Genomic DNA, 26,666 nt, shown 5'->3' on the forward strand with positions numbered 1-26,666 from the left:
TGTACATGTCAAATCAATTGCCGGTCATCAATTTAATGGGACCAACTGCAAGTGGTAAAACCGCTTTGGCATGTGCACTTTATGAGCAAGGTCGTTTTGAGCTGATCTCAGTCGATTCTGCGCTGGTTTATAAAGATATGGATATTGGTACAGCCAAACCGACAAAAGAGGAACAGGCGCGTTATCCGCATCATCTGATTGATATTATTACCCCTTTGGAAGTTTATTCGGCAGCCAACTTTGTCGAAGATGCCTGCGTATTGATTGACGATATACATGCACGTGGTAAAACGCCGATCTTGGTGGGTGGAACCATGCTTTACTTTAAGGCGTTACTAGAAGGCTTATCTAGCAATTTACCCAGTGCAGATCATGCTATTCGAGCTGAAATAGAAGCGCACGCAGAGCAGCAGGGCTGGGAGGCGGTTTATGCAGAATTGTGTGCAGTAGATCCATTGGCAGGCCAGAAATTTAAGAGCAGTGATAAGCAAAGAATCATCCGTGCATTAGAAGTATTTAAGCTCACAGGACAGCCGATTACAAAACTACAAGCTGAACAACCTAAAAATGTACCATACCGTTACACTTTTCATAATCATGCTTTATTGCCTGATCGTGTAGAATTACATAAACGTATAGAGATGCGACTTAAAACTATGTGGGATATCGGATTTTTACATGAAGTGAAAGGTCTGATTGGAAAATACGATTTAAATGAGAGTTTACCCTCAATGCGCTCTGTCGGTTATCGTCAAACTTTAGAATTTCTGCAAAAAAGTGATCAAAGTAACGAAAAACGGCAAGAAATGGAGGATAAGTCTTTGTTTGCGACACGACAACTTGCAAAACGTCAATATACCTGGTTAAGATCTTTGCAAGAATCGCATAATTTTAAAACATATTTGACGATAACGCAGGCTCAAGAAGACTTGCGAAACTGTTACGGATAAAGCAAAATTTAGTAACTATCTTTTTATAATTTTTATTGAAAAATAGAGATAGTTTTTGCGCTGATTTTTAAATTTTTTTGGAGTTATAACATGTCTAAAGGTCAAACTTTACAAGATCCATTCTTGAATTCTCTCCGTAAGGAACGTATCCCTGTTTCTATCTTCCTTGTTAACGGTATTAAACTACAAGGTCATATTGAATCTTTTGACCAATATGTCGTTTTATTAAAAAATACTGTAAGCCAAATGGTTTACAAACACGCGATTTCTACAGTAGTTCCTGCGCGTAATCCACGTCCTGCTGGCGCTCCTGCTGGTGCTCAAGGCGCTCCTGGTAGCTTTGGTGCTCAAGGCGGTCAAGGTGGCTTCGGCGGCCAAACTGGCGGCTTCGGTGGTCAAGGGGGTGGCTTCGGTGGTCAAGGTGGCTTCGGTGGTCAAACTGGCGGTTTCGGTGGTCAAGGTGGTTTCGGTGGTCAAACTGGCGGCTTTGGTGGTCAAGGTGGCTTCGGTGGTCAAGGTGGCTTCGGTGGTCAAGGTGGCTTCGGTGGTCAATCAAACCCGGGTTTTGAAGGCGAAACAAAATTTGAAGATTCTCAAGATGACGAAAATAATCGTTAATTGTTGATTCTTAAAAACCTCTCCTCGTGAGAGGTTTTTTTTATTTAAATATTTATGGTTTTAAATTGAATTTGTATATATATATGCTTAGGTAAAAATAGCGATAAAGTAAAATTCAATCATTAAAATAAAATTCGACCCGGTTGCTCTTAGCGAGGTTTTCCTAACTTTATCGCTAATTTCAACTCAATAGTTAAGAAGTTTGATTTTTGACCTAAAGAAAGTAAGTTATTGAAATATTTATGTTTAATTATAAATAATACTGATTTAGAAAGGATATTGATTCATTAAGTTTTTTTCGAACATACAATTATATTGCTGATATGAAAAGTCAAAATATCTTAAAAAGGATCCATGCAGACAATCCAAAAAATCATTTGGCAGTAGATGCAAATAGCAACCCAATGGAATCAATTGTGAATGATGGTCAACCCATAAATGTCCAAGTTTTATCATAAGACAGACTAAAGTGGAACGATGAAAATTTTGTTGCTCTCTTATAGTTTGATCTGATTACACTTGTAAAATGTCAACAAAACCTAAATGAATTTGCCCAATTTTTATGTAAAGCCGGGTTGAATGTTTATGCAATAAAAAACCAGTTACTCATTGCAACTGGTTTTTTTAACTCTAACTCAATTAAGTTTATTTATTTTTTTTACGATCCAGACTTGGGTCTTTAATCTCGACAAAAGCATTGCTACGAATTTCACGTAACCAGCTATCTAACTCTGCATCAAACTGGCGTTCACCCAGAATTTGACGTGCCATACGTTCTTGATATTCACGCGTCATGTCTTTTTGGCGAGTATCTGTCACTTGAAGGATGTGCCAGCCAAATTGGGACTGGAATGGGGCACTGGTTTGACCCACAGCTGTACTTTTCATTTTTGCTTCAAACTCGGGAACCATAACTCCAGGATTCACCCAACCTAAGCTCCCCCCATCGCGAGCAGAACCTGGATCATTGGAGAAGGTTGATGCAAGTACTGCGAAATCTTCACCTGCTTTTAAGCGATTATAAATGCTGTCAATTTGTTGTTTTGCATTTTCAGGACTAACGACCTCAGAAGGTTGAATTAAAATATGGCGTACTTGATATTGAGGCACCATGGCTTTTTGCTCTGCGCCTTTACGGTCTAACAATTTTAGAACATGTATACCATCTTGAACCTTAATCAAGTCCGTAGTTTGCCCAACCTGTAGCGGGCTTACGCGTGCTGCAAGCTCGCCCGGGATTTCTGACAGATTACGAAAACCCATATCTGCACTTTCGACTTTTACGCCATTGGCTGTGAATTTTTTATCAATAGCACCAATATCATTACTGTCTTTTAACGCAGCCTTTACTTGTTCTGCAACTTTTTCAATATTTTTTTCACCCGAAATACGGACATGCAGGACATGAACTTGCTGGCCTAATGCTGCTTGACCTTGGGGAGTTTTTAAGAAGTTTTCTACGTCTTGGTCACTAATTTTAATGCGTGACATCACGATTTGCTGACGTAAACGATTAATCGCTAAATCTTCTGCAATACGGTTACGTAATGATTCATAAGTGCCAGGGGCAATAGCATCCAATTTCTGCTGAAATGCTTCCAAGCTTTTGCTGCCCGATTGATTGGCTGCTTTAAGAACTGCTTCATTCAGCTCTTTTTCATTTGGTTTAATGTTGTAGCGTTTGACTTGCTCAAGTTGAGCTTGACGAATAATCAGTTGATCGAGTGCTTGTTGTTGCAGGTATTGCGCGGGTGGAACCTGTTTTTTTTGAGCTTCGAGTTGATATTTTATTTCTGCAATACTTTGATCTAAATCACTTTTTAAAATGACACTGTTATCTACCAAAGCAACCACCTCGTCTGTTGGTTGTGCGAATGTAGCCATTGATGAAGAAAAAGCTAAAGCAAGAGCTGTCGCTTTAAAAAAATGTTTTAACTGTATTGTCTTCATTAACGTTGTGTCCAAGATTGATTAATTTTATTAAAACCTAGAATACGATTTTCTAGTAATGATGAAAGTTTTTTGTTGAAACCACCTAAACCTTTCAGGCTGACTTCAGCCATAATGGCACGTTTTGCATTTACGCCATCCGCGTTTACATCATCCAGGTCATTGTAGTAAGAACGTCCATACACTGAAACACCCCAGCAACACGCTTCATAATTTACACCCAATAGGTATTCACGTGCGACGTTGTTATCTATGTCGTATTGAGCATGTCCCATAATACGCCAGTTATTAGATACAGGCTGAATGAACGATGCAACGACTTGATCATATTGCTTTTGTCGGTTAGGAATATCTTTGCGATAGAAGTAACCCACGTTATAAAGATTACCTTGATCACCGGTGTAATATAGCTGCAAGTCACGTTGAGCATTATCGCCATTTGACATCCATGCCGAATTTGCACCAATACTAAAATTCTGGGAAAGCTGGCTAGATACACTGAGAACAGGACCAGTATGACGTTCAGTATCAAAATCATCAGATTCATTATCTAGTTTTACACGACGATCTTCGAAGTAATAGCTTTGTCCGATACTGGTTTTTAAACGTTCCAGACCAATTTCATCAAATAAGCTATAACTTAGACCTAAAGACAAGAAATTGTTGTCTTCTAAACGGTCATGACCATAAAAGCGACGCGGGCTGAACAATTGATCATAATTGATTGATGCAGTTGCCGAGTCAAAATTTGGGTGACCATTTTGGTTTTTATACGGTGCGTAGGCGTAAAATGCACGTGGAGTGATGGTTTGCAGGTACTTACCATCTTTTTCAAAGGTCAAGCCCGTATCTAAGGTGAATTGCGGCACGGTTACCGATTGACTTTCACTTGAAGAATTGGTGTTCTGGTTGGCATTAATCGTATCTTGATCGTAGAAAGTGTTGATGTTACGAATCGATACTTCAGGAATAACAAATGACCACGGATTACGGTAGTTGTAACGAACAGCAAAGTCATTGTAAATACGTGTACCACTTGGTTCAAAGGAGCCTGTATTTGCTGTATTAGAAAGGCTAATATCCTTTTTAAAGTAAGCAGTATCGTTATTGAATTCGTATTGCAAACCCAGTAGATTGCCTGTTTTATAATTTAACAGGAACTGTGGTAAACGGGCATAAGGGCGGTCTTCATCAGACACTGTCTTATCCAGAGTCTGGAAGTCTTCAACTTTTAACTGGGCTTTTAAGCCGGGAATACCATTTTTATAGTTGAGTTCCCAGGCCCGACGCAAGTTTAAGTCGGTCTTCGAGTTCGGGTTGTTATTTAAATCGGCAAAATAATCTTTATCTGAGGCATAGTTATAATCTAGGTTGGTAGAAAATTGATCGTTAATTTGCCATTGATGGAGGAGATGCAAATCTTTACGATCTTGACCATCATATTTATCATCCGAAGCTAGATAACCACCCCAAATCATACCTGCGCCGAAGTTTTCAGTTAAATAACGGAATTCACCTTCAAGCATTGCCCCACGATCAGCAATATATCGCGGAGTAACGGTAGCATCATAATTTGGTGCCAGATTTAAATAAACTGGGACAGCAAGTTCTACACCACCATCGTTGGTAAAGCCGAAACTTGGTGTCAAAACACCCGTGGTGCGGCGGTCATCAATCGGGAAGTTAAAGTAAGGAACTGCTAGAACCGGAACATCTTTAACATACAGCTTGGTTCCACGCGTTTCACCACGACCCGTTTCCTGATTTAAAGTAATTTTATCCGCTTGAATTTTCCAGGTGGGCGTTTCATCCGGCGGGCAGGTGCTGTAGGTTGCATTGTTCATCACCACAACATTTTCAGAAGTACGGGCAATTTTTTCTGCATGTCCATGGGCATGCTGTTCTTCTGAAATATAGAAGCTGTTTTTTAAATCGCCTTGCTGGGTTTTTAAGTTGTAATTGATTTGGTCACTTTGTGCGAGTAATCCCGCTTGGGCCATTTGTACACGGCCTTCAGCATTGGCAAAAGTTTGAGTCTGGTCAATGGTGATTTTATCGGCACGAATTTGACGGCCTTGTTGATCAATCAGTACGTTGCCTTGAAGGACAGAGTCACCATTAGGATCGTAATGACCATAATCGGCAGTGACCACCGAAGTGGCATCTGAAGCATCAACGGCTTTGGTTTCTGGGCTAATCGGGGTAACCCAGGCACCTTGACAATAAGCGGAACTTAAATATTTTCCCTGACGTTGCTGAGCTTCAGGTGATGATTTATCAACATAATATTGTTCAAAAAATTGTTGCCCCGGATAAGCTTCCTGAATGCTGTCCTTCATTTTTTGATTGTCGACAGTCGAAGCTGGAAGTGTGGACTCAGCATAGCTTGAAATCGAGCTGCCACATAGAAGGGTCAAGATAGCAGTCGCTAAAGGATTAAATTTAAACTGATGCTTCATTTGTCTCATTAACCAAGTATGCTTAATCGCAATTAATTATTCTCGCATCATAGAGAAAAAGTTTATAAGTGGCTACACTTAGTACTTTAAAAACTCAGCCTGTTTTAGAATTTATCGCAAATGAAAACACAACGTGAACAAATCATATATACATGGATTACATCTGTACTTGATTCAGATCAATTTGAAATTAATTTTTTGCCAGGCGATGCAAGCTTCCGTCGTTATGCACGAATCAAGTTGAATAATAAAACATTTATGCTCATGGATGCACCACCAGAAAAAGAAGATTGTGTGCCTTTTGTGACGATTGACCAGTTTTTCGATAGTCATGGCGTTCGTGTTCCGCATATTGTCGCTAAAGACTTGCAGCAAGGCCTTTTATTGCTAGAAGATTTTGGTGATATTTTGCTCTCAACCTTGCTTAACGATGACACGGTTGATGCCTATTACGCACAAAGCTTTAAACAGTTGATCGAATTGCAAGCAATTGATGGTACAGGAAATTTTCCGGCTTATTCCTGTGAAAAACTCATTTCTGAAATGGAATTGCTCACAGACTGGATGTTGCCTTCATTAAATATTCAACCCACTCAAGACGAGCAGGCATTAATTAAACGTACCTTCGCAATTTTGGCCAATGCAGCACTGGCGCAACCGCAAGTGATTGTGCATCGCGATTTTCATAGCCGTAACCTTATGAAAATTGAAGGAGAGAATGATCTTGGAGTAATTGATTTCCAAGATGCGGTGATTGGTGCCGATACTTACGATTTAATCTCGATTACCCGTGATGCTTATGTACAGTGGAACGCAGATCAGGTTTATCAATGGTTTAAAGTGTTTTATGACTTGCTGCCTGCAGCTGCAAAACAGGATCGCGATTTTGAACAGTTTAAACGTGATGCGGACTTCATGGCGGTTCAGCGTCATATTAAAATTTTAGGCATTTTTGTGCGTTTATTTGAGCGTGATGGAAAAACAGGTTACTTGAAAGATTTGCCGCGTGTGATGTGGTATTTACTTGAAGAAAGTAAAGATTATCCAGAACTGCAACCTTTTATGCAGTTTATTCAATCGAAAGTAATGCCGAAATTTGAAGCTAAATATGGCAGCTATGAGGTTGCTGCATAATGAAAGCGATGATTCTTGCAGCGGGGATGGGTAACCGGATGCGTCCACTGACGCTACACAAGCCCAAGCCTTTGCTTGAAGTGGGTGGCAAGCCACTCATTGTTTGGCATATTGAAAAATTACAAGCAATTGGTGTAACTGAAATTGTTATTAATACCGCGTGGCTGGGTGAAAAACTGGCTGCAGCTTTAGGTGATGGTTCACAGTTTGGGGTAAACATCCTGTGGTCACATGAAGGTGAAGGCTTGGAAACAGCTGGCGGTATTATTAATGCCTTGGCGTTGTTGGGCACAGAACCGTTTATCTTGGTCAATGGTGATGTCTGGACCACCATGGATTTCAGTTGTTTATTGAATGTGCAGCTTGCAGAAGATTTAGCACATCTGGTATTTGTACCCAATCCGGAACAGCATCCGAATGGTGATTTTACCTTGGCAAATGGTCGCGCTTATACCTTTGAACAAAAACAACCGGGTGAAGCACTGACTTATAGTGGTGTAGCGGTCATTCATCCTAAAATGTTTGAAGGTATGGAAGGCGGTAAACGCCCATTGGCACCCTTGCTGAAACAAGCCATGCTTGAACAGAAAATATCAGCTTCGAAGATGCATGCAGTTTGGGTCGATGTCGGCACTCCGGAACGATTAAATGCACTGGATCAACAAATTAAGCAAGGCTTGTACGCTTAAGTGCGTATTCACTAAGCACTCGCTACTGTGACTTCATGTATAAATCGGTATACTTCACCTAACTTTTTCGAGACGTTAATTGTATATGCATACGTTTTTTCAAGAACTCAAGCAGGGTAGTCAGGCTTTGGGTTTAGAGCTCAGCGATGAGGCTTTAAATTTATTACTCAAATACCAAGATGCTTTGGTATTGTGGAACAAAGCATATAATTTGACTGCAATTCGTGATCCAAAGGAAATGCTGGTCAAGCATTTGCTGGATAGCTTAAGTATTTTAAAGGACTTGCCACAAGGGCGTCTGCTCGATATTGGTACGGGTGGCGGTATGCCGGGCATGATCATTGCATTATGTCAGCCAGAGCGTGAATGTGTTTTGCTCGATTCAAATGGCAAAAAAATTCGTTTCTTGAAGCAATTTATTGCTGATTTAAAATTAAAAAATGTGATTGCTGTGCAAACGCGTGTTGAAAATGAAGATAGCATCAATGACTTGGGTCAATTCGATGTCATTACCAGTCGCGCCTTTGCATCATTAACCGACTTTGTTACTGCATCGAAACCTTATATGCATGAAAACAGTATTATTGCTTCAATGAAAGGCTTAATTCCTGAAGAAGAAGTAGCCGCCATTAAGCAGGAATTTAGCTGTGACATTATTGCGTTAAAGGTTCCGCGATTGGATGAACAGCGTCATCTGCTTTTATTAAAACGTATTTAATTATTTTCGAAGGATTGGGGTTACCATGGCACAAATTATTGCGATTGCGAACCAAAAAGGTGGTGTAGGCAAGACCACAACCGCAGTAAATTTGGCAGCATCGTTAGCTGTGTTAAAAAAGCGCGTTTTACTTGTGGATATGGATTCACAAGGAAATGCCACGATGGGGTCTGGTATCCAAAAAAATGATCTTTTGTATTCGGTAACCGATGTTTTATTGGGTGAAGTTCCCATAGAGACAGCGATTAGCAAAGCAGAAGTCGGCTATAAAGTTTTAGGTGCAAACCGTGATTTGGCTGGTGTAGAGCTTGCGATTGCGGAACAGGATGGGCGTGAGTTTATTCTGCGTGAAGCACTAAAAGAAATTGAACATTCTTTTGATTATATTATTGTGGACTGTGCACCTAGCCTAAGCCTGATTACCGTAAATGCTTTGGCAGCGGTTGATAGTGTACTTATTCCAATGCAATGTGAATATTACGCACTAGAAGGCTTGGCCGATTTAACCCAAACCATTGACCGTATTCAGCAAGCTCTGAATCCGGACTTGCAAATTATAGGGGTATTGCGCACCATGTATGATGCACGGAATGCATTGACACGTGATGTTTCAGAAGAACTTGAACAATACTTTGGCAAGAAGCTGTATGACACCGTGATTCCGCGTAATGTTCGCCTGGCTGAAGCACCTGCGCATGGTTTGCCGATTATCTATTTTGAGAAAAATTCAAAAGGTGCAGTTGCTTACTTAAATTTAGCAGCTGAAGTGTTAAAGAAAAGTAAAGTAAAAAAAGGAATTAAAGCATGACCACAAAAAAACGCGGATTAGCTAAAGGTCGTGGTTTGGATGCCTTGCTTGGATCAATCCAGAAAGAAAAATTACAAATGGAGGCTCAAGGTTTAGATCATGGTCAGCTGAAGCAGATTGATGTTCATTTGCTGAAACGTGGTGAATATCAACCGCGTCGTTTTATCCATGAACCCGATCTTCAAGAGCTTGCAGCTTCGATTGAAAAACATGGGGTGATGCAGCCCATTGTCATTCGTCCAATCGAGGATGAAAAATTCCCCTATGAAATTATTGCCGGTGAGCGACGCTGGCGTGCTGCACAACTGGCGGGATTAACTGAAATTCCGGCTATTGTACGTGACTTGACCGATCAGGTTGCCATTGCATTAGCCTTAATTGAAAACATTCAACGTCAAGACTTGAATCCAATTGATCAGGCGATGGCATTGCAGCGTTTTCATGAAGAATTTGGTTTAAGTCATCAGGAAATTGCCGATACAGTCGGTAAGGCCCGTACGACGGTAAGTAATTTATTGCGTCTTTTGACTTTGGCTGAATCGGTCAAAGATTTCATGCAGCAAGGTCTGCTTGATATGGGACATGCGCGAGCCATCTTAACTTTAAAAGCCAAAGATCAGCTGAAAGTTGCAGAACATGTGATTGAAAAAAGTTTATCAGTGCGTCAAACCGAGCAACTGGTACGTGAGTTAAACACGCCTAAACAAGAAAAAGTCAAAGAGGATCTTGCTCCCGATATCCAGCAGTTGACTCGGCGTTTAGCAGAACGTTTTAGTGCAGATGTAAAAATTGATCATAATAAGCAAGGCAAAGGAAAACTTGTCATTCAGTATCATTCACTTGATGAATTAGATGGTATTTTGAATATTTGTTTCGCAGAATAATTTTTTTTGTTGGTTTTATTGGGGAAAAACACATGTGGGAATTAGTCAAGGCAGGTGGGTGGCTTATGCTTCCCCTTGTCTTATGTTCGATTTTTACAGTAGCAATAACCATTGAGCGCTTTATTCGATTAAAAAAATCGATGATTTTGCCCAAAGCATTGTTGCTGAATCACACTCAGACTGCCGATGCTGTCATGCAACAATTACAGCAGGACAAAATATTGCAAAGTAGTACATTGGGACGCATCTTTACTGCCGGATATCAAAGTAAAAATAAAAATGAGCAATATGCTCGCGCGCAGATGGAAACCACTGCTTCTCAAGAAATTGGCTATTTGGAAAAGAATATTAATTTCTTGGGCACATTAAGTGCGGTGGCGCCACTGTTGGGCTTGTTGGGTACAGTTCTGGGGATTATTGAATCATTTTTGGTAATTGATTTGGGCACCAACAGCAACCCGACCTTAATGATTCCAGGTATCTCAAAAGCATTGATTACAACTGCAGCAGGGATGTTTATTGCTATTCCTGCATTATTTGCCTATCGTTATTTTCAGCGTCTGGTGCAAGAGTATATTGCTGAGCTTGAGCAACAATCGACCTTATTTCATGCAGCACTTTTCTATCAAGATTCTACAGATGAAGAACAAGATATTAGAAAAGCAGGTTAGGGTGAAAAATGAAATTCAAACGCACACAAGTTGAAGATATTCATATTAATTTGACACCCATGATCGACTGCTTGCTGTTTATTCTGGTTTTTTTACTGTTATCGACCACCTTCAACCAGTTTAGCCGTATGAATTTAACCTTGCCGGATGCGCAGGGTGTTCCGCCCAAGCAATATGATCATAAAGTTGAAGTGGTGGTTGATGCTGCAGGGCATTATTCAATTAACGGACAATCGATTGACAGTAAAGACATTGCAGATTTAAATACTGCAATTAAACAGATTTCTAATGATCGCCGTGATTTAATGTTCGTGATTGCCGCGGATGCTAAAGCAACGCATCAGGATGTTATTCGGGTGATGGATGTTGCAGGTCAACTGGGCTTTGTTAATATCAACATTAGTACTAAAGTTCCGTCTAGAGGTTATTAGTGAAGCAAGATTTTAAAGTCTATCTACGTCTTTTGGGCTATTTGAAGCCTTTTTGGGGTGTGGCGATATTAGTTTTTATCGGTTTTGCAATTAGTGCAGCAACAGAAGTATCTATTGCAAAATTACTAGAAAAAATCATTACTGCAATCCAAAATAGAGATCAAGGCTTTACTTCTATATTTCCTTTCCTGGTTATTTTGCTGATGTTTTTCCGTGGAGTAGGTTCCTTTATTGGGGGGTATTTCACGGCAGTGATCTCACGGAATTTAGTTTTTAATATCCGACAGGAGGTTTTTGCTAAATTACTTAGACTTCCGTCTCAATATTATTTAGATAATACTAGTGGTCATATCACTGCTAAAATTATGTATAACGTGGAGCAGTTAACCGCTGCTTCATCTGAATCACTAAAAACTATTGTGCAACAAGGTTTGATTACGATTGGATTGCTAGGCTACTTGTTATATAGCAATTGGCGACTCACCCTGATTATTCTGATTTTTGCTCCGTTGATGGGTTTTCTGATTCGTCAAGCCGCGAAACGTATGCGTAAATTATCTTTACAAGTTCAAGACACCATGGGGGATGTTAACCATGTGGTGCAAGAAACGGTAAATGGCAATTTAGTGGTAAAGGGTTTTGGTGGGCAAGAGTATGAGCAAACCCGTTTTAAAGATCACTCGCTCAGAAACTTAAAACGTGGTTTGAAAATGGTGGTGGTACAACAGCTCAATAGCCCTGTTGTACAATTTATTATGTCGATTGCTATGGGGCTTATTATCTGGATTGCATTACGACCAGAAATTTTGCGTGATACCAGTGCCGGTGAGTTTGTTGCTTATATCACAGCAGCGGGTATGTTAAGCAAACCAATTAAAGCTTTAACGGATGTAAATGAAAAATTACAACGCGGTATGGCGGCAGCACATTCAGTTTTTGAATTACTCGATTTACCCGAAGAAAAAAATACAGGAACTTTAACTACAGTATTGAAAGGTAATATTCAATTCCAAAGCGTGAATTTAATTTATTCTGATGGTCATCAAGCGATTCATGATTTTAACTTGAATGTTAAAGCGGGTGAAACCATTGCATTGGTGGGGCGTTCAGGTGCAGGAAAAACATCTTTAGTGAATCTGCTGGTGCGTTTTCAGGAAGCAAGTTCAGGTCATATTTATTTAGATCAGCATGATATTCAAGCGCTGGATATGAATACCTTGCGCACCCAGATTGCGATGGTCAATCAGCAAGTGGTGCTATTTAATCGAACCGTTCGTGAAAATATTGCCTATGGGCAGCTCGAAGGTGCATCCGATGAAGATATTATCGCTGCAGCAAAAGCCGCTTATGCGCACGATTTTATTATGGCACTGCCACAAGGCTACGATACGCCATTGGGCGCACAGGGCTTGAACTTGTCAGGTGGACAACGTCAGCGTATTGCAATTGCACGTGCTATTTTAAAAAATGCACCGATCTTGATTCTTGATGAAGCGACTAGTGCACTCGACAACGAATCGGAATACTATATTCAACGTGCATTTGATGCAGCAATGCAAAATCGCACAACCATTGTCATCGCGCATCGTCTATCGACCATTGAAAATGCTGATCTTATTGTGGTAATGGATAAAGGTACAATTGTGGAACAAGGTACGCATGCGGAACTCATTGCCAAGCATGGTGCTTATTACCAATTGCATCAGCGTAATTTCGAGGAAAATTGATTTATGTCAATTGCACAATTGATTCAGGATGCTTGGAATAAACAGGCCAAGTGGTTAATTGTGTTTAGACCTTTATCATGGATTTATCGTGGTGGCTTTTTATTGAATAAAAAGCTTTACCAACTAGGTATTAAGACCAGCTATCAGGCCCCAGTCCCGGTAATGGTAATCGGCAATATTACTGTCGGGGGAAGCGGTAAAACGCCGCTGCTGATCCAGCTGGTAAATTATCTACAAAGTCAAAATGTTCGGGTGGGTGTGATTAGTCGTGGTTATGGTGGAAAAGGTCCTTTTCCAGCTTATGTCGATTTGGAATCTATGCCAGAAATTGTGGGTGATGAACCCTGTTTGATCGTTCAATCCACTGGGGTTCCGATGGTTGTGGGTTCAAACCGACAGCGCAGTATTGAATATCTGTTATCTAAGCATACATTGGACTTAATCATTAGTGACGATGGTTTACAGCATCTAGCTTTAGCTCGTCAAATTGAATGGATTGTTCTGGATCAGAATCGTGGCTTGGGTAATCAAAAGTTATTGCCAGAAGGATATTTGCGCGAGCCTCCAAACCGTTTAAACACAGGCACGGTCATTGAGCATGCCGCAGCGCCTGCATCTGCTTTAAATATGCATTTAGAAGTGGCTACACCCTATTTACTGAATGCTGAAGATAGTCCACCCTTTAATCCATCTGATAATTTTTATGCGGTGGTCGGGATTGGTTTTCCCCAGCGGTTTTATGAAACTTTAGCGTCTATTGGTATCCATCAATTTCAATGTCATGAATTTCCCGACCATTATGAGTATGAAATTACCGATCTTCAATTTGAAGATATAAGTCCAATCATTACCACTGAAAAAGATGCAGTAAAACTTTTGCCCTTGCTAAAGCAAAATCCAGATTTTAAACGGAAAATTTGGGTGGTTCCTGTTGAGGCTGTACTTTCGCCAGGCTGTTATGAAGTTTTACATCAGCAATTGCAGCAATTCGGTATTCAAATTTCTTAAGGTTCGTTGTTTATGAAACATATTGTTATTCCTGCCCGTTTTGCAAGTTCACGTTTACCGGGTAAGCCATTACTGGAAATTCATGGTCGTGCCATGATTTTACGGGTGGTGGATCAAGCAAAAAAAGTCGCGGGTTTTGATGATTTATGTGTCGCAACCGATGATGAGCGGATTGCTGAAGTTTGCCGTGCAGAAGGTGTGGATGTTGTGCTGACCAGTGCTGATCATCCATCAGGTACAGATCGTTTAAGCGAGGTTGCTCGAATTAAAGGCTGGGCGAGTGAAGACATTATTGTTAATGTACAAGGTGATGAACCCTTGCTTCCGGCACAATTGGTGCAACAGGTTGCCCAATTGCTGGAATCACAACCTGAATCTTCTATGTCTACCTTGTGTGAGCCGATTCACAGTCTAGACGAATTTAATCGTGACAGTATTGTCAAAGTAGTGATGTCTAAATACAGCCAGGCTTTGTATTTTAGCCGTGCGACAATTCCTTATGATCGTGATGGTGCGAAGCATGACATTCAAGAATTACATCAGCAAGCTTACCGTCATTTGGGTTTATATGCATATCGGGTGAATTTGCTGCAAGAATATGTATCTTGGGAGATGGGTGTACTGGAAAAACTGGAAAGCTTGGAACAATTGCGGGTGCTTGAAAATGGCCATCGTATTGCAATTGCGGTTGCAGAAGCTAATTTGCCACCCGGAGTGGATACGCAAGCGGATTTAGATCGTCTTAATGAAATGGATGTTTCCTGCTTTGAGTAAGAGTTGGGATGAGGTTGGACTTTAATTCAATGCAAAACGATGTAGTCGCACAAGTTTATCCGTGGCAAAAAACCGTTTGGGATACGCTGACAGGGCGTTTCCCGAAAATTGCACATGGCTTGCTTTTTTATGGCAAAAAAGGCTGTGGTAAAGAAGCTTTTGCACAATATTTTTTGGCTTGGGTGTTGTGTTCTAATCGCCATGCAAACAATGTACCTTGTGGGGAATGTGGTAGTTGCTTGTGGCTGAAATCAGATACCCATCCGAACTATGTGCACATCAGTACAGATGAAGAAAATAAAAAGCAAAACGCCAAAATTAAAATCGAAAAAATTCGTGATTTATTGCCCTTTGTACAACAAACGGTAGATGGTTGGCGGGTGATTGTGATTGAGCCGGCAGAAGCTTTAAATGTGGCTTCTGCGAATGCATTATTAAAAACGCTGGAAGAACCCGGAGATCGTGTTGTCATTATTTTACTGGCCGATCATTATCTGAAACTTCCTGCGACTATTCGTAGCCGTTTACAACATTTTGCTTTGGATCGGATGTCGGAAGTTCAGGCAGGTGAGTATTTGTCTCAGCAGTTACCTGAGTTGAATCAAACACAAAAACAACTATTGCTGAATCTGTCCAATCAAATGCCTTTGCAGGCCATGCAATTGGCACAAGCTGAATGGCTAAACAAACGACAAGAGTTTGTAAACGATTGGCTAAAATTGGTCAGTCAAAAAAATATGCCGATGGCAATTGCGACCAAATGGAACAAAGCCCTCAGTTTTAGTGACTTTTCGCACATGTTTGAATACTTGTTGTCCGATTTGATTTGTGTCAAGCTCAATCAGCAGGTTAAAAATCCAGATTTGGATTTAAGTGAATTATCAGAACAATATTCATTGGAATTTTTATTTACTATTTATTCCGATTTGCAACAGTCTAAACAGTTTATCGAGCAAAACGTACAAGCTAATTTGGTGCTTGATCAATTGTGTATAAAACTAATGAACATTTAAATATTTAAAGGGGAATATGATGCAACCACGTATGGGCGGTATTATTCAGGCGAATATTCCAGATAAAGACACCTTGTATGCCAGCTATATGCCTTATGTTGCCGGTGGTGGATTATTTATTCCAACCACACAGCCGGTAAAACTTGGTGAAGAGGTGTTTGTACTGGCAACTTTGCCTGAACAATCACAAAAAATTCCTTTAACAGGTAAAGTCATCTGGATTTCTCAAAAACAAAATGGCATCAAGTTGCAAGGCTTTGGGATGCAGTTGACTGGTGAAAAAGGCGTTTATTACAAATCAGAAGCTGAAAAGTTGCTTGTAGGTATTAAGTCTGAGGGGCGAACTAGTTACACTATGTAGCTGTTTAAACGATTTAGGATCTCACCGTGTTTGTAGATACTCACTGCCATTTAACCTTGCTGGATTTAACGCCTTATGATGGCAATTTAGATCTGGCATTAGCACAGGCGCGTGAAGCGGGTGTATCCAAGTTCATGAGTATCTCGGTTGATCTGGATGACCATATTGAGCTTGCTACAATTGCAGCACGTCATGCTGATGTCGGATACAGTGTCGGGGTTCATCCCTGTGAAGATCCTGAGACCATGGCGCGCGCAACTACCGACTATTTAATTGAACTGGCTCAGCCTGAAAAAGTTTGGGCGATTGGTGAGACAGGGCTAGATTATTTTCATAGTACTGATTTCATTGCTGAACAAAAACAATGTTTTGCCCGTCATATTCATGCCTCTCAGGCAGTCAAAAAACCTGTAGTGGTGCATACCCGATCAGCCAAGCATGATACGGTGGATATCATTCGCGCTGAAAAGTCGACTCATGGCATTCTGCACTGTTTTACCGAAGATTGGGAAACTGCAAAGGCGGTGCTGGATTGTGGTTATTACGTGTCATTTTCTGGAATTGTTTCTTTTAAAAATGCGCAAGATTTACGTGATGTGGCCAAGCAGGTTCCACTGGATCGCGTTCTGATTGAGACAGATAGTCCTTATTTGGCACCAATGCCCTATAGAGGGAAGTCTAATGAACCAAAATACGTTCCCTATGTAGCCAAAGCCTTAAGTGATGTATATGATAAGTCAGTTGAGGAAATTGCTTTCATTACCATGCAAAATTTTGAAAATCTCCTCAATTTAAAGTAAATAATTCGAATTGATATAAGCGCATAAAGAGAGTTACAGGGTGAAGATGGATCGTCAGGCTCAGTTTCGAGCAAGAGAAGCGTTAATTTTTCAGGTTGCAGAGCAACTGTTATTAGAAAATGGCGAATCAGGGATGACGCTTGATGCGTTGGCAGCAGAACTCGATCTAGCGAAAGGGACTCTATATAAACATTTCCAAAGTAAAGATGAACTCTATATGCTTCTCATTATCCGTAATGAGAAGATGTTGCTCGAGATGATCAAGGATGTAGAGAAAGCTTTTCCAGAACATTTGGCTTTCTTCATGTTGCATCATTTACATCATCCAGAACGTACAGTGCTGTTCCATCAAATTGAAGAACGTCTTTCTACCACGGGTGTAGGAATTCATCATTTATTCAGCGAGCTGTATCAGGTGAGAAAGCAGCGCTTACGGATTATTTTTCGTATGACTGAAAGCTATTTGGAAAGCATTCAAAGTAGCATGTCGGTGCGTGATTATTTGGCCTCCATTTGGGCTTTAACCCACGGTGCAGCAGCAATCCTGAATTCTAGTTTTTATCAGCGTTATTTGGGTTCACGCGATACATTGCGTGTGGCTTATATTGACCAGGCGCTGGCGATGCCAAAACAAATCCGTTCCACGGAACAATTTGCCTAAAGGTCTGCCATGAAGCAAACAGCGTCATCAATTCGCGGTTTTACCCTTATAGAGTTGATGGTGGTGATTGTGATTATGGCAATCATGGCATCTTTAATTCTTACCCATATTAACGGGGTAGATCAACGTAAAGCCATGCAGGCACGTGAAGTGTTTATTATGGATTTACGCAGGATTAATCGTGAAGCGAATGATCAGGCACGCATTTTTGCCCTTGATGTTCAAACTGCTACAGATGTATCGCCATTTCGTTATGGTGTGGTTGAATATCTAGTTCCATCTCTTCAAGCTACACAAAATTCAGTTCTCAATCAAAATAAAAAATGGCAAGACTATTCAGAATTTGAAAAGCGTGCTTTACCTGAGCATGTCTCGTTCAGTATTACTGCTCTCGATCATCGCTATGAAAATGCCAATAATGATGATTTGCTGAATGCAAATGCACCAAAATTACTTTGGCTAGGCAATGGTGAAGCAAAACCGGTACGGATTCAGTTTTATTTCGAGCAACGTCCGATTGGTGAAGAAATCGAGATTGATCATTTAGGTAAAATCAATGAAAGCTAGATATTCCAAGCATAGCTCTTGGTCTTGCGCAGCGGTGAAACGGCGTTTCACTCATCGCTGCTCCTCAAGCACAGCTTTCGGACTTTCTTGCGAGGTAATACCTCTCAGGTCGAGTATTACTCGACTTAATCGTGCCTCAGGTTTTACCCTATTAGAAGTGATGGTGGCTTTAGCCATTTTTGTGACAGCAGCAATCGCTTTTACCAAAGTGGCGATGCAGTATACGCAAGCGACATCAAACGCAATTTTACGTACCAAAGCGCAATTTGTTGCTTTAAATGAAGTTGCCGTGATGGAAATTAACCAAGAGTGGTTGCAAGGAACACAATCCAAACAGATCACGCAGCAGGGTGAAACCTGGCAAATTGATAAATCTGCACAATCTACGATTAGCCCAAATGTGCAACGTATAGAAGTACAAGTCAGTTTGTTTAATGCTGAATCAGGTAAAGTGGAATCCGGTATTACCAATTTGGTTTTCTTTAATTATAAGGCCAAAGTTTAATGCAGACGAAAAATAAAAAAAATCCAACTCTACACTCACAGCAAACTTACTCATCTTGCGCTCGGACGAAACGTTGTTTCGTTAATCCTCGCTCAGGATTTACCTTGGTTGAATTATTGGTGGCGATTGCCATATTTGCAGTACTTTCGGCATTAGGCTGGAAAGTTTTTGATTATCTGATCAAAGTCAAAGAGCGTAATACTCAACATGAAGTGAATTTGGGCCAGCTACAAGAGGCCTATCAACAAATTCTGCGTGATACGGTTCAGGCCGTGCCACTTAGCGCGAATATCAATAAAAATATTCAACCTGCTTTGGTTTTGCAAAATGGGCGCTTTAATTTTAGTAAAACAGGGGTGGCTGATCCTTTGCAACAAGGTATCTCCGCGGATGAACGTGTGGAATATCAATATCGTGCAGATGAAAAAAAACTATATCGTTTGAAATATCGTAATTTAAACAGCAGTGGACGCGATCAACCCGAATCCAGCATGTTGTTAAACGATGTAGATCAGTTTGAAATTGTTGTGCTAAATCCGAATGAGTCAACCTCCTGGCCAGAGGGTCAAGTGGATTTAAATGATGTCGTGCAAAAACAGATACTACCCAAAGGGATTAAAATTAAATTAATAGTAAAAGATGTTGCTTATGAATGGATTTTTAGTTTGTTAAATACAGACTACTTAAAACCGCAGAACAATAATCAAAATAACAATTCAAATAATCCAACATAACCAAAGTTAAAGAGACTGAACATGAAGCAGCAGCAGGGTATCGCCTTAATTACGATCTTGGTCATGGTCGCATTAGCAACAATTCTTGCTGCGACGATTGCCAAACGTCAGGCCAATACTGCTGAAAATACGGCATATTTGATGCGTCAAAACCAATCTTTACTGTATGCTAAAAGTGCAGAAGCCTTTTTTTCAGAGCTGTTGGTAGATGATGCGAAAAATGCAGGGGATATTGATCATCTGCAAGAGAACTGGGCCAAACCGATGCCAGCTTTTCCAGTGGAAGATGGCTTTGTATCAGGAACTTTGCAGGATGAATCAGGTAAATTTAATTTAAATAGCTTGGTCAACAATGACGGTACAGCGAATCCTCAGGCGAAAGCTTGGTTTGAAAAGCTGTTAATCCGTGTGGGTTTGCCAGAAAAATTGAGCGAGGCAGTGATTGATTGGCAAGATGCTGATGATGAAACCATTGGTGCGATGGGAGCAGAGTCCAATTACTATCAAGGCTTGCCACAAGGTTATTTACCGTCAAACAGTAAATTTCATAGTGTTGAAGAACTTAAATTAGTCCGTGGCTTTGAAGGTCAAAAATATCTGCAAATTGCGGATTATGTCAGTGCTGCACCTACATCAGACAGTAAAGTCAATATAAATACCGCGCCAGCGATGGTACTTGCGAGTCTTGATCCCAAGTTGGATGTAAATGCGGTTGAACAGGTCTTGCAGCAACGCCAAGCAAAGTTAGAGCATTTTTCAAATATTAGTGATCTTTGGGCGATTGAACCTTTCACTCAGGTTAATCCTGATGTCCGAAATGAAGTGAATAATTTGCTGGGTGTACAATCCAGCTATTTCAAAGCCAGGATTGAAGTGCTGTTAAGCGAGCGTAAACGTCAGTTTAGTAGTGATTTGGTGCGTAAAGATAAAACGGTATATGTAGCGTATCGTAGTATGGCACCATTTTAAGGATATAAACCAATACACTGAAATATAAGGTGCCTAATTCTTTGTTTTGCTAAGATATGTTTTGTCAATAGTGTTGAACAGTAAAAGTAATGTCCAGTCTTTCACTTTTGCTTTATAATCAAATTCAATTCACATATTTTTGATTACATCACGGCACATGTTAATTCGTAAGTTATTTAAGTTTGAAAATGCTCATATTGTGCGAAATTGCACATCGGATCGCTGTAAGCGTTCGATTCATGGTCATAGTTATAAAGTTGAATTATTGCTTAAAGCTTCGAAGCTTGATCATGGTCAAATGGTGTACGACTTCGGGTTGTTGAAGGGCGTAATCAAGGACATTTTTGACAGTTTCGATCATGCCATTTGTTTTTGGCAGCATGATGATGCTGAATATATTGAAGCTTGCAAAAAATTTAGTGCACGTTGGGTAGCTTTACCCGTTTCTCCTTCGGCAGAACAATTTTCACGTATTTTCTTCTACTTGGCCCAACAGGTGCTTGCGTCTACTGAAACCCAAAACGGGGAAGGTGATGTGGAGGTTTACTCTGTGATTGTGCATGAAACCGATACAGGGTATGCCCAAAGCTTTGTAGAAGATATTGAAAATGAGCAAATGGGTGTGCTGAGTCTTGAACAAATTGTGTTCTCTGAACAAGTTCAAGTTGAATGGACTGACCCGAATATGTATGAAAAATTACAACAAGGAATTAAATTCCAAAACCCGAGTGTTGATCTTCAGGTACACCTCTAAAGATCATTGAGTCACGTGGTAGGTTTTCAAAAAAGGATTAGGAAGCAGTTATGTCTTTAACGGAACAACAGCAAGCTCAACTAAATAAAATTCAGTTAGATGCGAGTTGGAAAGCGGTTTTGAGTGATTTTTTGCTTAGCCCAAAAATGGATGAGTTAAGGCAGTTTCTGATTGCTGAAAAATACGCAGATAAAGTGATCTATCCCCCGAGTTCGCTAATTTTTAATGCCTTAAATACAACCCCATTAAACCATGTGAAAGTCGTTATTTTAGGTCAAGATCCTTATCATGGTCCTAATCAAGCCCATGGATTAAGCTTTTCTGTGCAAAAGGGACTTGCATTACCGCCTTCTTTACGTAATATCTTCCATGAGTTAAATACCGATCTGGGTGTTCCTGTTTCAAAACACGGTGATTTAACACGTTGGGCGGAACAAGGGGTTTTATTGCTGAATGCAGTTTTAACTGTTGAAGCAGGTCAGCCAACTTCGCATCAAAAACAGGGGTGGGAAGATTTCACCGATCATGTTATTGATGTATTGAATGAGCAGTGTGAGCATATCGTTTTTATCCTGTGGGGAGCATATGCGCAACGTAAAGGTCAGCGGATCGACCCGAATAAACACCTTATTTTAAAAGCTGCACATCCTTCACCGCTTGCAGCAAACCGTGGTGGTTTTTTTGGCTGTAAAGTATTTTCAAAAGCAAATAATTACCTGAAACAAAATGGCATTGAGCCGATAAATTGGCAGCTGGACGCATGACAAAATCTCCTGAATTAAAAAACTATCATCCTGATCTTATTGTAGAAGAAGCAAGAAATGGCTGGCGCATTGTTCGCCTGAACCGTCCGAAATCTCTGCATGCTTTGGATGAGTCTATCGTTACCGCACTATTGGAAGTGTTCCAAGATTTTCACCACGATGATGCTGTTAAAGCCATTTGGTTGGATTCAACCACGCCGAAAGCATTCTGTGCGGGTGGAGATGTGCGTAAACTTCGTCAATTGGTAATAAATGATGAAGTTGAGACAGCAAATAAATTCTTTGAACAAGAATATGCATTAGATTTATTGCTGCATAACTATGCTAAGCCTGTACTGGTTTGGGGTGAAGGTTATGTGATGGGTGGGGGGCTTGGTTTATTCATGGCTGCACCATTCCGTTTAGTCACGCCTTATTCACGTTTGGCCATGCCTGAAATTAACATCGGTTTGTATCCGGATGTTGGTGCTACTCGTTTCTTGGCAGATCGCGGGGCTATCGGTCTGTTTACTGGGCTAACCGGTTCGATTATGACCGCAGCAGGTGCTTATGGGATTGGTTGGGCGACCCATATTTGTGATGCGCAGCGTGATAACGTACTTGAAAAAGTCATCAGTATTAATTGGGGACACTACCCGGCCGGTGATTTTCGTGCCATTGATGACACGTTAAATGGGATGCACCGTCCAGTGGGTCCGGGACCCTTGCAAAACTCGCTAGATGTGATTCATAGTGTTTGCCGTGGCGTGAACTTCGAACATGATTATGAATCTATTATTGGGCTGAGTGATGCGCGCAGTGACTGGTTACGTCAAGCCAGTGAGAACTTGCAGAAAGGTTCGCCTACAACCGCAGCTTTAACTTGGCTATTGTGGCAGTGGGGTAAGCAGGTTCATTCATGGAATGAAGTATTTGAACTTGAAACTCAAATTTCTGACTGGAAAATTCGTCATCCCGATTTCGTAGAAGGTGTGCGTGCACGTTTGGTGGATAAGGACTTATCTCCAGAATGGAAAAAAGGAACGGATTTCTCACTGAAAGCAATTTTGGCTGATTGTCCACCTGTGACCAAAAATGAAAGCTGGAATAATTTGTTGAAACATTATGGTGTGATCGGTTAAGAATGACTGATGCAACACCATTGACAGATGAGTACTGGATGCAGTTTGCCTACGAGCAAGCTGCTATTGCCGCATCGAAACAGGAGATTCCTGTCGGTGCGATTATTGTCAGCCAAAATCAAATTATTGGTGCAGGCTATAATGCGCCCATTTCTTTAAATGATCCCACCGCCCATGCTGAAGTTCAAGCATTGCGCCAAGCCTGTGCTCATCTGAATAATTACCGACTTCCAGAAGACTCGGTTCTGTATGTCACTTTAGAGCCTTGTACCATGTGTGTCGGGGCTTTGATTCATGCACGAATCTCCAAAGTAGTGTTTGGTGCAACTGAACCAAAAGCAGGTTCACTGATTAGTGCGAGAAAGTTATTTGAAACAGGCTATTATAATCATCAGTTTGACATTGAGGCTGGATGTTTGAATGAGCAATGTTCCAAGCAACTCAGTGATTTTTTTAAGATGCGCCGTGAGCAAAAACGACTGCAGAAATTACAAGAAAAGCCCGTAAATGATCAGAATCATTAATTAAAACCATGTAAACTACAATGACAATAAGCATTGTCAATAAAAATTAGGATAAGTTATGAATTCCATTCAAGTAAAAAAAGAATTTAGTGCACCTATTGATCAGGTTTTTGATTTGTTATCAAAACACTCAACTTATAATGTTGCCTTCGCACCGATTCAGGTGGAACGGATTAAAGACTCTGCAGATCCTGAACGTCCAGATGGTGTTGGCTCAGTGCGTCGTATGGGCTTTGGTCCAGTCAAACCGTTGCAGGAGCAAATTACTTTGCTAGAACCCAATCAGCGTATCGAATACCAAATTATTAAAAATCCTTTGGTAAAACATCATTTAGGGATTATTGAGTTTGAAGCAAAAGATGCTGACAAAACTTTAGTGACTTACACCATTGAATTGCAGGCACGCGCACCCTTTGTGAGTAAATTAATCCTTGCACAGCTTAAATCTGCGATTAAACTAGGTTTTTCGAAACTCGCTAAAACTGTATAGCATAAAGTGGAAAATTAATGACAGTTCAAATTATTACTATCGATGGTCCAAGTGGTTCTGGAAAGGGCACACTTGCGGCTAAACTGGCAGCGCACTATCAATTTCATTTACTGGATTCTGGTGCTTTATATCGTTTGCTGGGGCTGTCATTACATCAACAAGAATTGTTGGATTGCTTGGATTCAGCGCTTGAGCAGTGCGTTAAAATTGCAACAAATTTAGACATAAAATTTGTTACAACTGAAGCCGGTACTCAGGTTCAACTCGAGGGTGAAGATGTTACTCAAACCATCCGTACTGAACGAGTGGGTGAGTTTGCTTCAAAAGTTGCTGCAATTCCTGAACTTAGAACTGCACTTTTAGAGCGTCAACGTGCTTTTGCGCAAGAACCGGGTTTGGTTGCAGACGGACGTGATATGGCGACTTCTATTTTTCCGGAAGCGCAAGCCAAGATTTACTTGACTGCTTCAGCGGAATCCCGAGCGACGCGACGTGTAAAGCAGTTGCAGGGTATGGGGCTAGATGTTAAAATAAGCGACATTTTAGCTAATATACAAGCTCGAGACAAACGAGATATGGAGCGCACAGTCGCTCCACTCAAGCCAGCAGCAGATGCTTATATCATCGATAGTTCAGAATTGGGCATCGATGAGGTATTCAAGTTGATGACCAATTTTGTCGAAAAGCAATTAGCCAATTAAAGAATTTTCAGCCAAAGCATAGCTAGATCAGTTTATTACGGACTATGTGGAAGCTTTATTAAACCGGCCTTGTCTGATCCAAGACCGCTGACTTTATCAGGTATATCATGACCGAATCTTTTGCAGCCCTCTTTGAAGAAAGCGAATTAAACCTCAACGTTGAAAAGGGTGCTGTCATCCAAGGCGTTGTCGTAAGCATCGACTCTGACTGGGTAACAGTTGACACTGGCCTTAAATCAGAAGGTATTGTTGACCGCGCTGAATTCTTAAACGACCAACGTGAACTTGAAGTTCAAGTTGGTGATACTGTTGATGTTGTTGTTGAAGCTCTTGACAACGGTATGGGTCAAACAGTTTTGTCACGTGAAAAAGCTAAACGTGCTGAAACTTGGACTAAACTTGAAAAAATCTTTGAAGACGGCGAAATCGTTACTGGTGTTATCTCTGGTAAAGTTAAAGGCGGTTTCACAGTGGACATCGGTCCAGTACGTGCATTCTTACCAGGTTCTTTGGTAGATACTCGTCCTATCCGTGACACAACTCACCTTGAAGGTAAAGAGTTAGAATTCAAAGTAATCAAACTTGATGCTAAACGTAATAACGTTGTTGTATCTCGTCGTGCTGTTATGGAAGCTGAATCTTCAGCTGACCGTGAAGCTCTTCTTGCTCAACTTGAAGAAGGCCAAACAGTTACTGGTACAATCAAAAACCTTACTGATTACGGCGCATTCGTTGACCTTGGCGGTATCGATGGTCTTCTTCACATCACTGATATGGCTTGGAAACGTATCAAGCATCCTTCAGAAGTTGTTGAAGTTGGTCAAGAAGTTACTGTTAAAGTACTTAAATTTGACCGTGAGCGTAACCGCGTATCTTTAGGCCTTAAACAATTAGGCGAAGATCCATGGTTAGCGATCATGAACCGTTACCCTAAAGGTTCAATCGTTAAAGCGCGCGTAACTAACCTGACTGATTACGGTTGTTTCGCTGAAATCGCTGAAGGCGTTGAAGGTTTAGTACACGTTTCAGAAATGGATCACACTAACAAAAACATCCACCCATCTAAAGTTGTTCAGATTGGTGACGAAGTTGATGTTATGGTTCTTGAAGTTGATGAAGAACGTCGTCGTATTTCTCTTGGTATCAAACAAACTCGTGCTAACCCATGGGAAGAGTTTGCTAAAGACCACGACAAAGGCGAAAAAGTATCAGGTACGATCAAATCAATCACTGATTTCGGTATCTTCATCGGTTTACCAGGTGGTATCGACGGTCTAGTTCACTTGTCTGATATTTCTTGGAACGAACAAGGTGAAGAAGCGATTCGTCGTTACAAGAAAGGTGACACTGTTGAAGCGGTTATCTTGTCTGTAGATGCTGAAGGCAACCGTATCAGCCTTGGTATCAAACAAATGAACAATGATCCGTTCAATGATTTCTTGGCAACTAACGAACGTGGTGCTTTGGTTAAAGGTACTGTGACTGCTGTTGACGCTAAAGGCGCAACTGTTAAGTTAGCTGACGAAGTTGAAGCCTCTCTTAAAGCTTCTGAAATCAACCGCGATCGCGTTGAAGATGCAACTAAATTCTTGGAAGTTGGTCAAGAAGTTGAAGCTAAAATCATCAACGTAGATCGTAAATCACGCTCTATCAACTTGTCTATCAAAGCGAAAGACGAAGCTGAAGAGAAAGAAGCAGTTGCTAACTTGAAAACAGCAACAACTTCTACAGAAAATGGTCCTAAGACTATTGGTGATTTGATCAAAGCTCAAATGGGCAACTAAGTAGGCGTTAAAATGTATTGTTAATGTAAATTAACTAATACTTTTTACACAAATACTGTAAACGGTAGCGTAGTATTAACTTATTGCGCTACCGTTT

The 26,666-nt window shown here is 40.7% G+C and carries 29 protein-coding genes; 27 read left to right on the forward strand and 2 right to left on the reverse strand.

Going from position 1 to position 26,666, the window contains the following annotated elements; genetic code table 11:
* Positions 1–5: 5 nt before the first annotated feature.
* Together miaA and hfq are read left to right on the forward strand one after the other, a co-directional pair.
* Positions 6–950 (forward strand): tRNA (adenosine(37)-N6)-dimethylallyltransferase MiaA, encoded by a 945-nt coding sequence (miaA, locus tag ACP69Y_RS10500; protein ID WP_425918344.1) that lies wholly within the window; start codon positions 6–8, stop codon positions 948–950.
* Positions 951–1,040: 90 nt separating this feature from the next.
* Entirely contained in the window at positions 1,041–1,568 is a 528-nt protein-coding gene (gene hfq / locus ACP69Y_RS10505; protein ID WP_425918345.1) for an RNA chaperone Hfq, read from the forward strand.
* Between the two features lie 645 nt (positions 1,569–2,213).
* On the opposite strand, the gene ACP69Y_RS10510 is transcribed toward hfq, so the two are convergent.
* A complete protein-coding gene (locus ACP69Y_RS10510) occupies positions 2,214–3,518 on the reverse strand; it encodes a peptidylprolyl isomerase (protein WP_425918346.1) in 1,305 nt (434 codons plus the stop codon).
* Entirely contained in the window at positions 3,518–5,977 is a 2,460-nt protein-coding gene (locus ACP69Y_RS10515; protein ID WP_425918347.1) for an LPS-assembly protein LptD, read from the reverse strand. Before ACP69Y_RS10515 ends, ACP69Y_RS10510 begins: the two co-directional genes overlap by 1 nt.
* Positions 5,978–6,097: 120 nt before the next feature.
* Here ACP69Y_RS10515 and ACP69Y_RS10520 point away from each other — a divergent pair, with 120 nt between their 5' ends.
* The 25 genes from ACP69Y_RS10520 (at position 6,098) to rpsA (ending at position 26,569) form a co-directional block, all read left to right on the forward strand.
* The gene (locus ACP69Y_RS10520; RefSeq protein WP_425918348.1) at positions 6,098–7,111 is read left to right on the forward strand and encodes an aminoglycoside phosphotransferase family protein; all 1,014 of its coding nucleotides are present in this window, start codon (positions 6,098–6,100) and stop codon (positions 7,109–7,111) included.
* The gene (murU, locus tag ACP69Y_RS10525) at positions 7,111–7,800 is read left to right on the forward strand and encodes an N-acetylmuramate alpha-1-phosphate uridylyltransferase MurU (RefSeq protein WP_425918349.1); all 690 of its coding nucleotides are present in this window, start codon (positions 7,111–7,113) and stop codon (positions 7,798–7,800) included. Before ACP69Y_RS10520 ends, murU begins: the two co-directional genes overlap by 1 nt.
* Before the next feature lie 85 nt (positions 7,801–7,885).
* Positions 7,886–8,518 (forward strand): 16S rRNA (guanine(527)-N(7))-methyltransferase RsmG, encoded by a 633-nt coding sequence (rsmG, locus tag ACP69Y_RS10530; protein ID WP_425918350.1) that lies wholly within the window; start codon positions 7,886–7,888, stop codon positions 8,516–8,518.
* Positions 8,519–8,543: 25 nt separating this feature from the next.
* The gene (locus ACP69Y_RS10535) at positions 8,544–9,326 is read left to right on the forward strand and encodes a ParA family protein (protein ID WP_067866770.1); all 783 of its coding nucleotides are present in this window, start codon (positions 8,544–8,546) and stop codon (positions 9,324–9,326) included.
* Positions 9,323–10,210: a ParB/RepB/Spo0J family partition protein gene (locus tag ACP69Y_RS10540; RefSeq protein ID WP_425918351.1), complete on the forward strand. Its 888-nt coding sequence runs from the start codon at positions 9,323–9,325 to the stop codon at positions 10,208–10,210. The genes ACP69Y_RS10535 and ACP69Y_RS10540 overlap by 4 nt, the downstream gene beginning before the upstream one ends.
* A gap of 32 nt (positions 10,211–10,242) precedes the next feature.
* Complete coding sequence (locus tag ACP69Y_RS10545; protein ID WP_425918352.1) at positions 10,243–10,881, forward strand: MotA/TolQ/ExbB proton channel family protein; 639 nt, start codon at positions 10,243–10,245, stop codon at positions 10,879–10,881.
* A gap of 8 nt (positions 10,882–10,889) precedes the next feature.
* On the forward strand, positions 10,890–11,312 hold the full coding sequence (locus ACP69Y_RS10550) for an ExbD/TolR family protein (protein WP_425918353.1): 423 nt from the start codon (positions 10,890–10,892) through the stop codon (positions 11,310–11,312).
* Positions 11,312–13,039, forward strand: a complete 1,728-nt coding sequence (msbA, locus tag ACP69Y_RS10555) for a lipid A export permease/ATP-binding protein MsbA (protein ID WP_425918354.1) — start codon at positions 11,312–11,314, stop codon at positions 13,037–13,039. Before ACP69Y_RS10550 ends, msbA begins: the two co-directional genes overlap by 1 nt.
* A 3-nt stretch (positions 13,040–13,042) precedes the next feature.
* On the forward strand, positions 13,043–14,047 hold the full coding sequence (gene lpxK, locus ACP69Y_RS10560) for a tetraacyldisaccharide 4'-kinase (RefSeq protein ID WP_425918355.1): 1,005 nt from the start codon (positions 13,043–13,045) through the stop codon (positions 14,045–14,047).
* 12 nt (positions 14,048–14,059) lie between these two features.
* The gene (gene kdsB, locus ACP69Y_RS10565; protein ID WP_425918356.1) at positions 14,060–14,821 is read left to right on the forward strand and encodes a 3-deoxy-manno-octulosonate cytidylyltransferase; all 762 of its coding nucleotides are present in this window, start codon (positions 14,060–14,062) and stop codon (positions 14,819–14,821) included.
* A 29-nt stretch (positions 14,822–14,850) separates the two neighbouring features.
* A complete protein-coding gene (locus tag ACP69Y_RS10570) occupies positions 14,851–15,834 on the forward strand; it encodes a DNA polymerase III subunit delta' (protein ID WP_425918357.1) in 984 nt (327 codons plus the stop codon).
* Between the two features lie 19 nt (positions 15,835–15,853).
* Positions 15,854–16,195, forward strand: a complete 342-nt coding sequence (locus ACP69Y_RS10575) for a PilZ domain-containing protein (RefSeq protein ID WP_425918452.1) — start codon at positions 15,854–15,856, stop codon at positions 16,193–16,195.
* 26 nt (positions 16,196–16,221) lie between these two features.
* Positions 16,222–16,995, forward strand: a complete 774-nt coding sequence (locus tag ACP69Y_RS10580) for a TatD family hydrolase (protein WP_425918358.1) — start codon at positions 16,222–16,224, stop codon at positions 16,993–16,995.
* Positions 16,996–17,041: 46 nt separating this feature from the next.
* On the forward strand, positions 17,042–17,656 hold the full coding sequence (locus ACP69Y_RS10585) for a TetR/AcrR family transcriptional regulator (RefSeq protein ID WP_425918359.1): 615 nt from the start codon (positions 17,042–17,044) through the stop codon (positions 17,654–17,656).
* Between the two features lie 9 nt (positions 17,657–17,665).
* Positions 17,666–18,223, forward strand: a complete 558-nt coding sequence (locus ACP69Y_RS10590) for a pilus assembly FimT family protein (RefSeq protein ID WP_425918360.1) — start codon at positions 17,666–17,668, stop codon at positions 18,221–18,223.
* 115 nt (positions 18,224–18,338) lie between these two features.
* On the forward strand, positions 18,339–18,728 hold the full coding sequence (gene gspI, locus ACP69Y_RS10595; protein WP_425918453.1) for a type II secretion system minor pseudopilin GspI: 390 nt from the start codon (positions 18,339–18,341) through the stop codon (positions 18,726–18,728).
* A complete protein-coding gene (gene gspJ, locus ACP69Y_RS10600) occupies positions 18,728–19,462 on the forward strand; it encodes a type II secretion system minor pseudopilin GspJ (protein ID WP_425918361.1) in 735 nt (244 codons plus the stop codon). Before gspI ends, gspJ begins: the two co-directional genes overlap by 1 nt.
* Before the next feature lie 21 nt (positions 19,463–19,483).
* The gene (gspK, locus tag ACP69Y_RS10605) at positions 19,484–20,431 is read left to right on the forward strand and encodes a type II secretion system minor pseudopilin GspK (RefSeq protein ID WP_425918362.1); all 948 of its coding nucleotides are present in this window, start codon (positions 19,484–19,486) and stop codon (positions 20,429–20,431) included.
* Between the two features lie 157 nt (positions 20,432–20,588).
* Positions 20,589–21,185 (forward strand): 6-pyruvoyl trahydropterin synthase family protein, encoded by a 597-nt coding sequence (locus ACP69Y_RS10610; protein ID WP_425918363.1) that lies wholly within the window; start codon positions 20,589–20,591, stop codon positions 21,183–21,185.
* 50 nt (positions 21,186–21,235) lie between these two features.
* On the forward strand, positions 21,236–21,949 hold the full coding sequence (gene ung, locus ACP69Y_RS10615) for a uracil-DNA glycosylase (protein WP_425918364.1): 714 nt from the start codon (positions 21,236–21,238) through the stop codon (positions 21,947–21,949).
* Positions 21,946–23,070: an enoyl-CoA hydratase/isomerase family protein gene (locus tag ACP69Y_RS10620; RefSeq protein ID WP_425918365.1), complete on the forward strand. Its 1,125-nt coding sequence runs from the start codon at positions 21,946–21,948 to the stop codon at positions 23,068–23,070. The genes ung and ACP69Y_RS10620 overlap by 4 nt, the downstream gene beginning before the upstream one ends.
* A 2-nt stretch (positions 23,071–23,072) precedes the next feature.
* Positions 23,073–23,594, forward strand: coding sequence for a tRNA adenosine(34) deaminase TadA (gene tadA / locus ACP69Y_RS10625; RefSeq protein ID WP_425918366.1), 522 nt, complete (start codon positions 23,073–23,075; stop codon positions 23,592–23,594).
* Positions 23,595–23,652: 58 nt separating this feature from the next.
* Positions 23,653–24,084, forward strand: coding sequence for an SRPBCC family protein (locus ACP69Y_RS10630; RefSeq protein WP_425918367.1), 432 nt, complete (start codon positions 23,653–23,655; stop codon positions 24,082–24,084).
* 17 nt (positions 24,085–24,101) lie between these two features.
* Positions 24,102–24,785 (forward strand): (d)CMP kinase, encoded by a 684-nt coding sequence (gene cmk, locus ACP69Y_RS10635; protein WP_425918368.1) that lies wholly within the window; start codon positions 24,102–24,104, stop codon positions 24,783–24,785.
* A gap of 107 nt (positions 24,786–24,892) precedes the next feature.
* Entirely contained in the window at positions 24,893–26,569 is a 1,677-nt protein-coding gene (gene rpsA, locus ACP69Y_RS10640; protein WP_131216210.1) for a 30S ribosomal protein S1, read from the forward strand.
* Positions 26,570–26,666 lie beyond the last annotated feature (97 nt).

Origin of the sequence: Acinetobacter sp. TSRC1-2, from assembly GCF_049895885.1 — a bacterium.
Taxonomy (GTDB): Bacteria; Pseudomonadota; Gammaproteobacteria; order Pseudomonadales; family Moraxellaceae; genus Acinetobacter.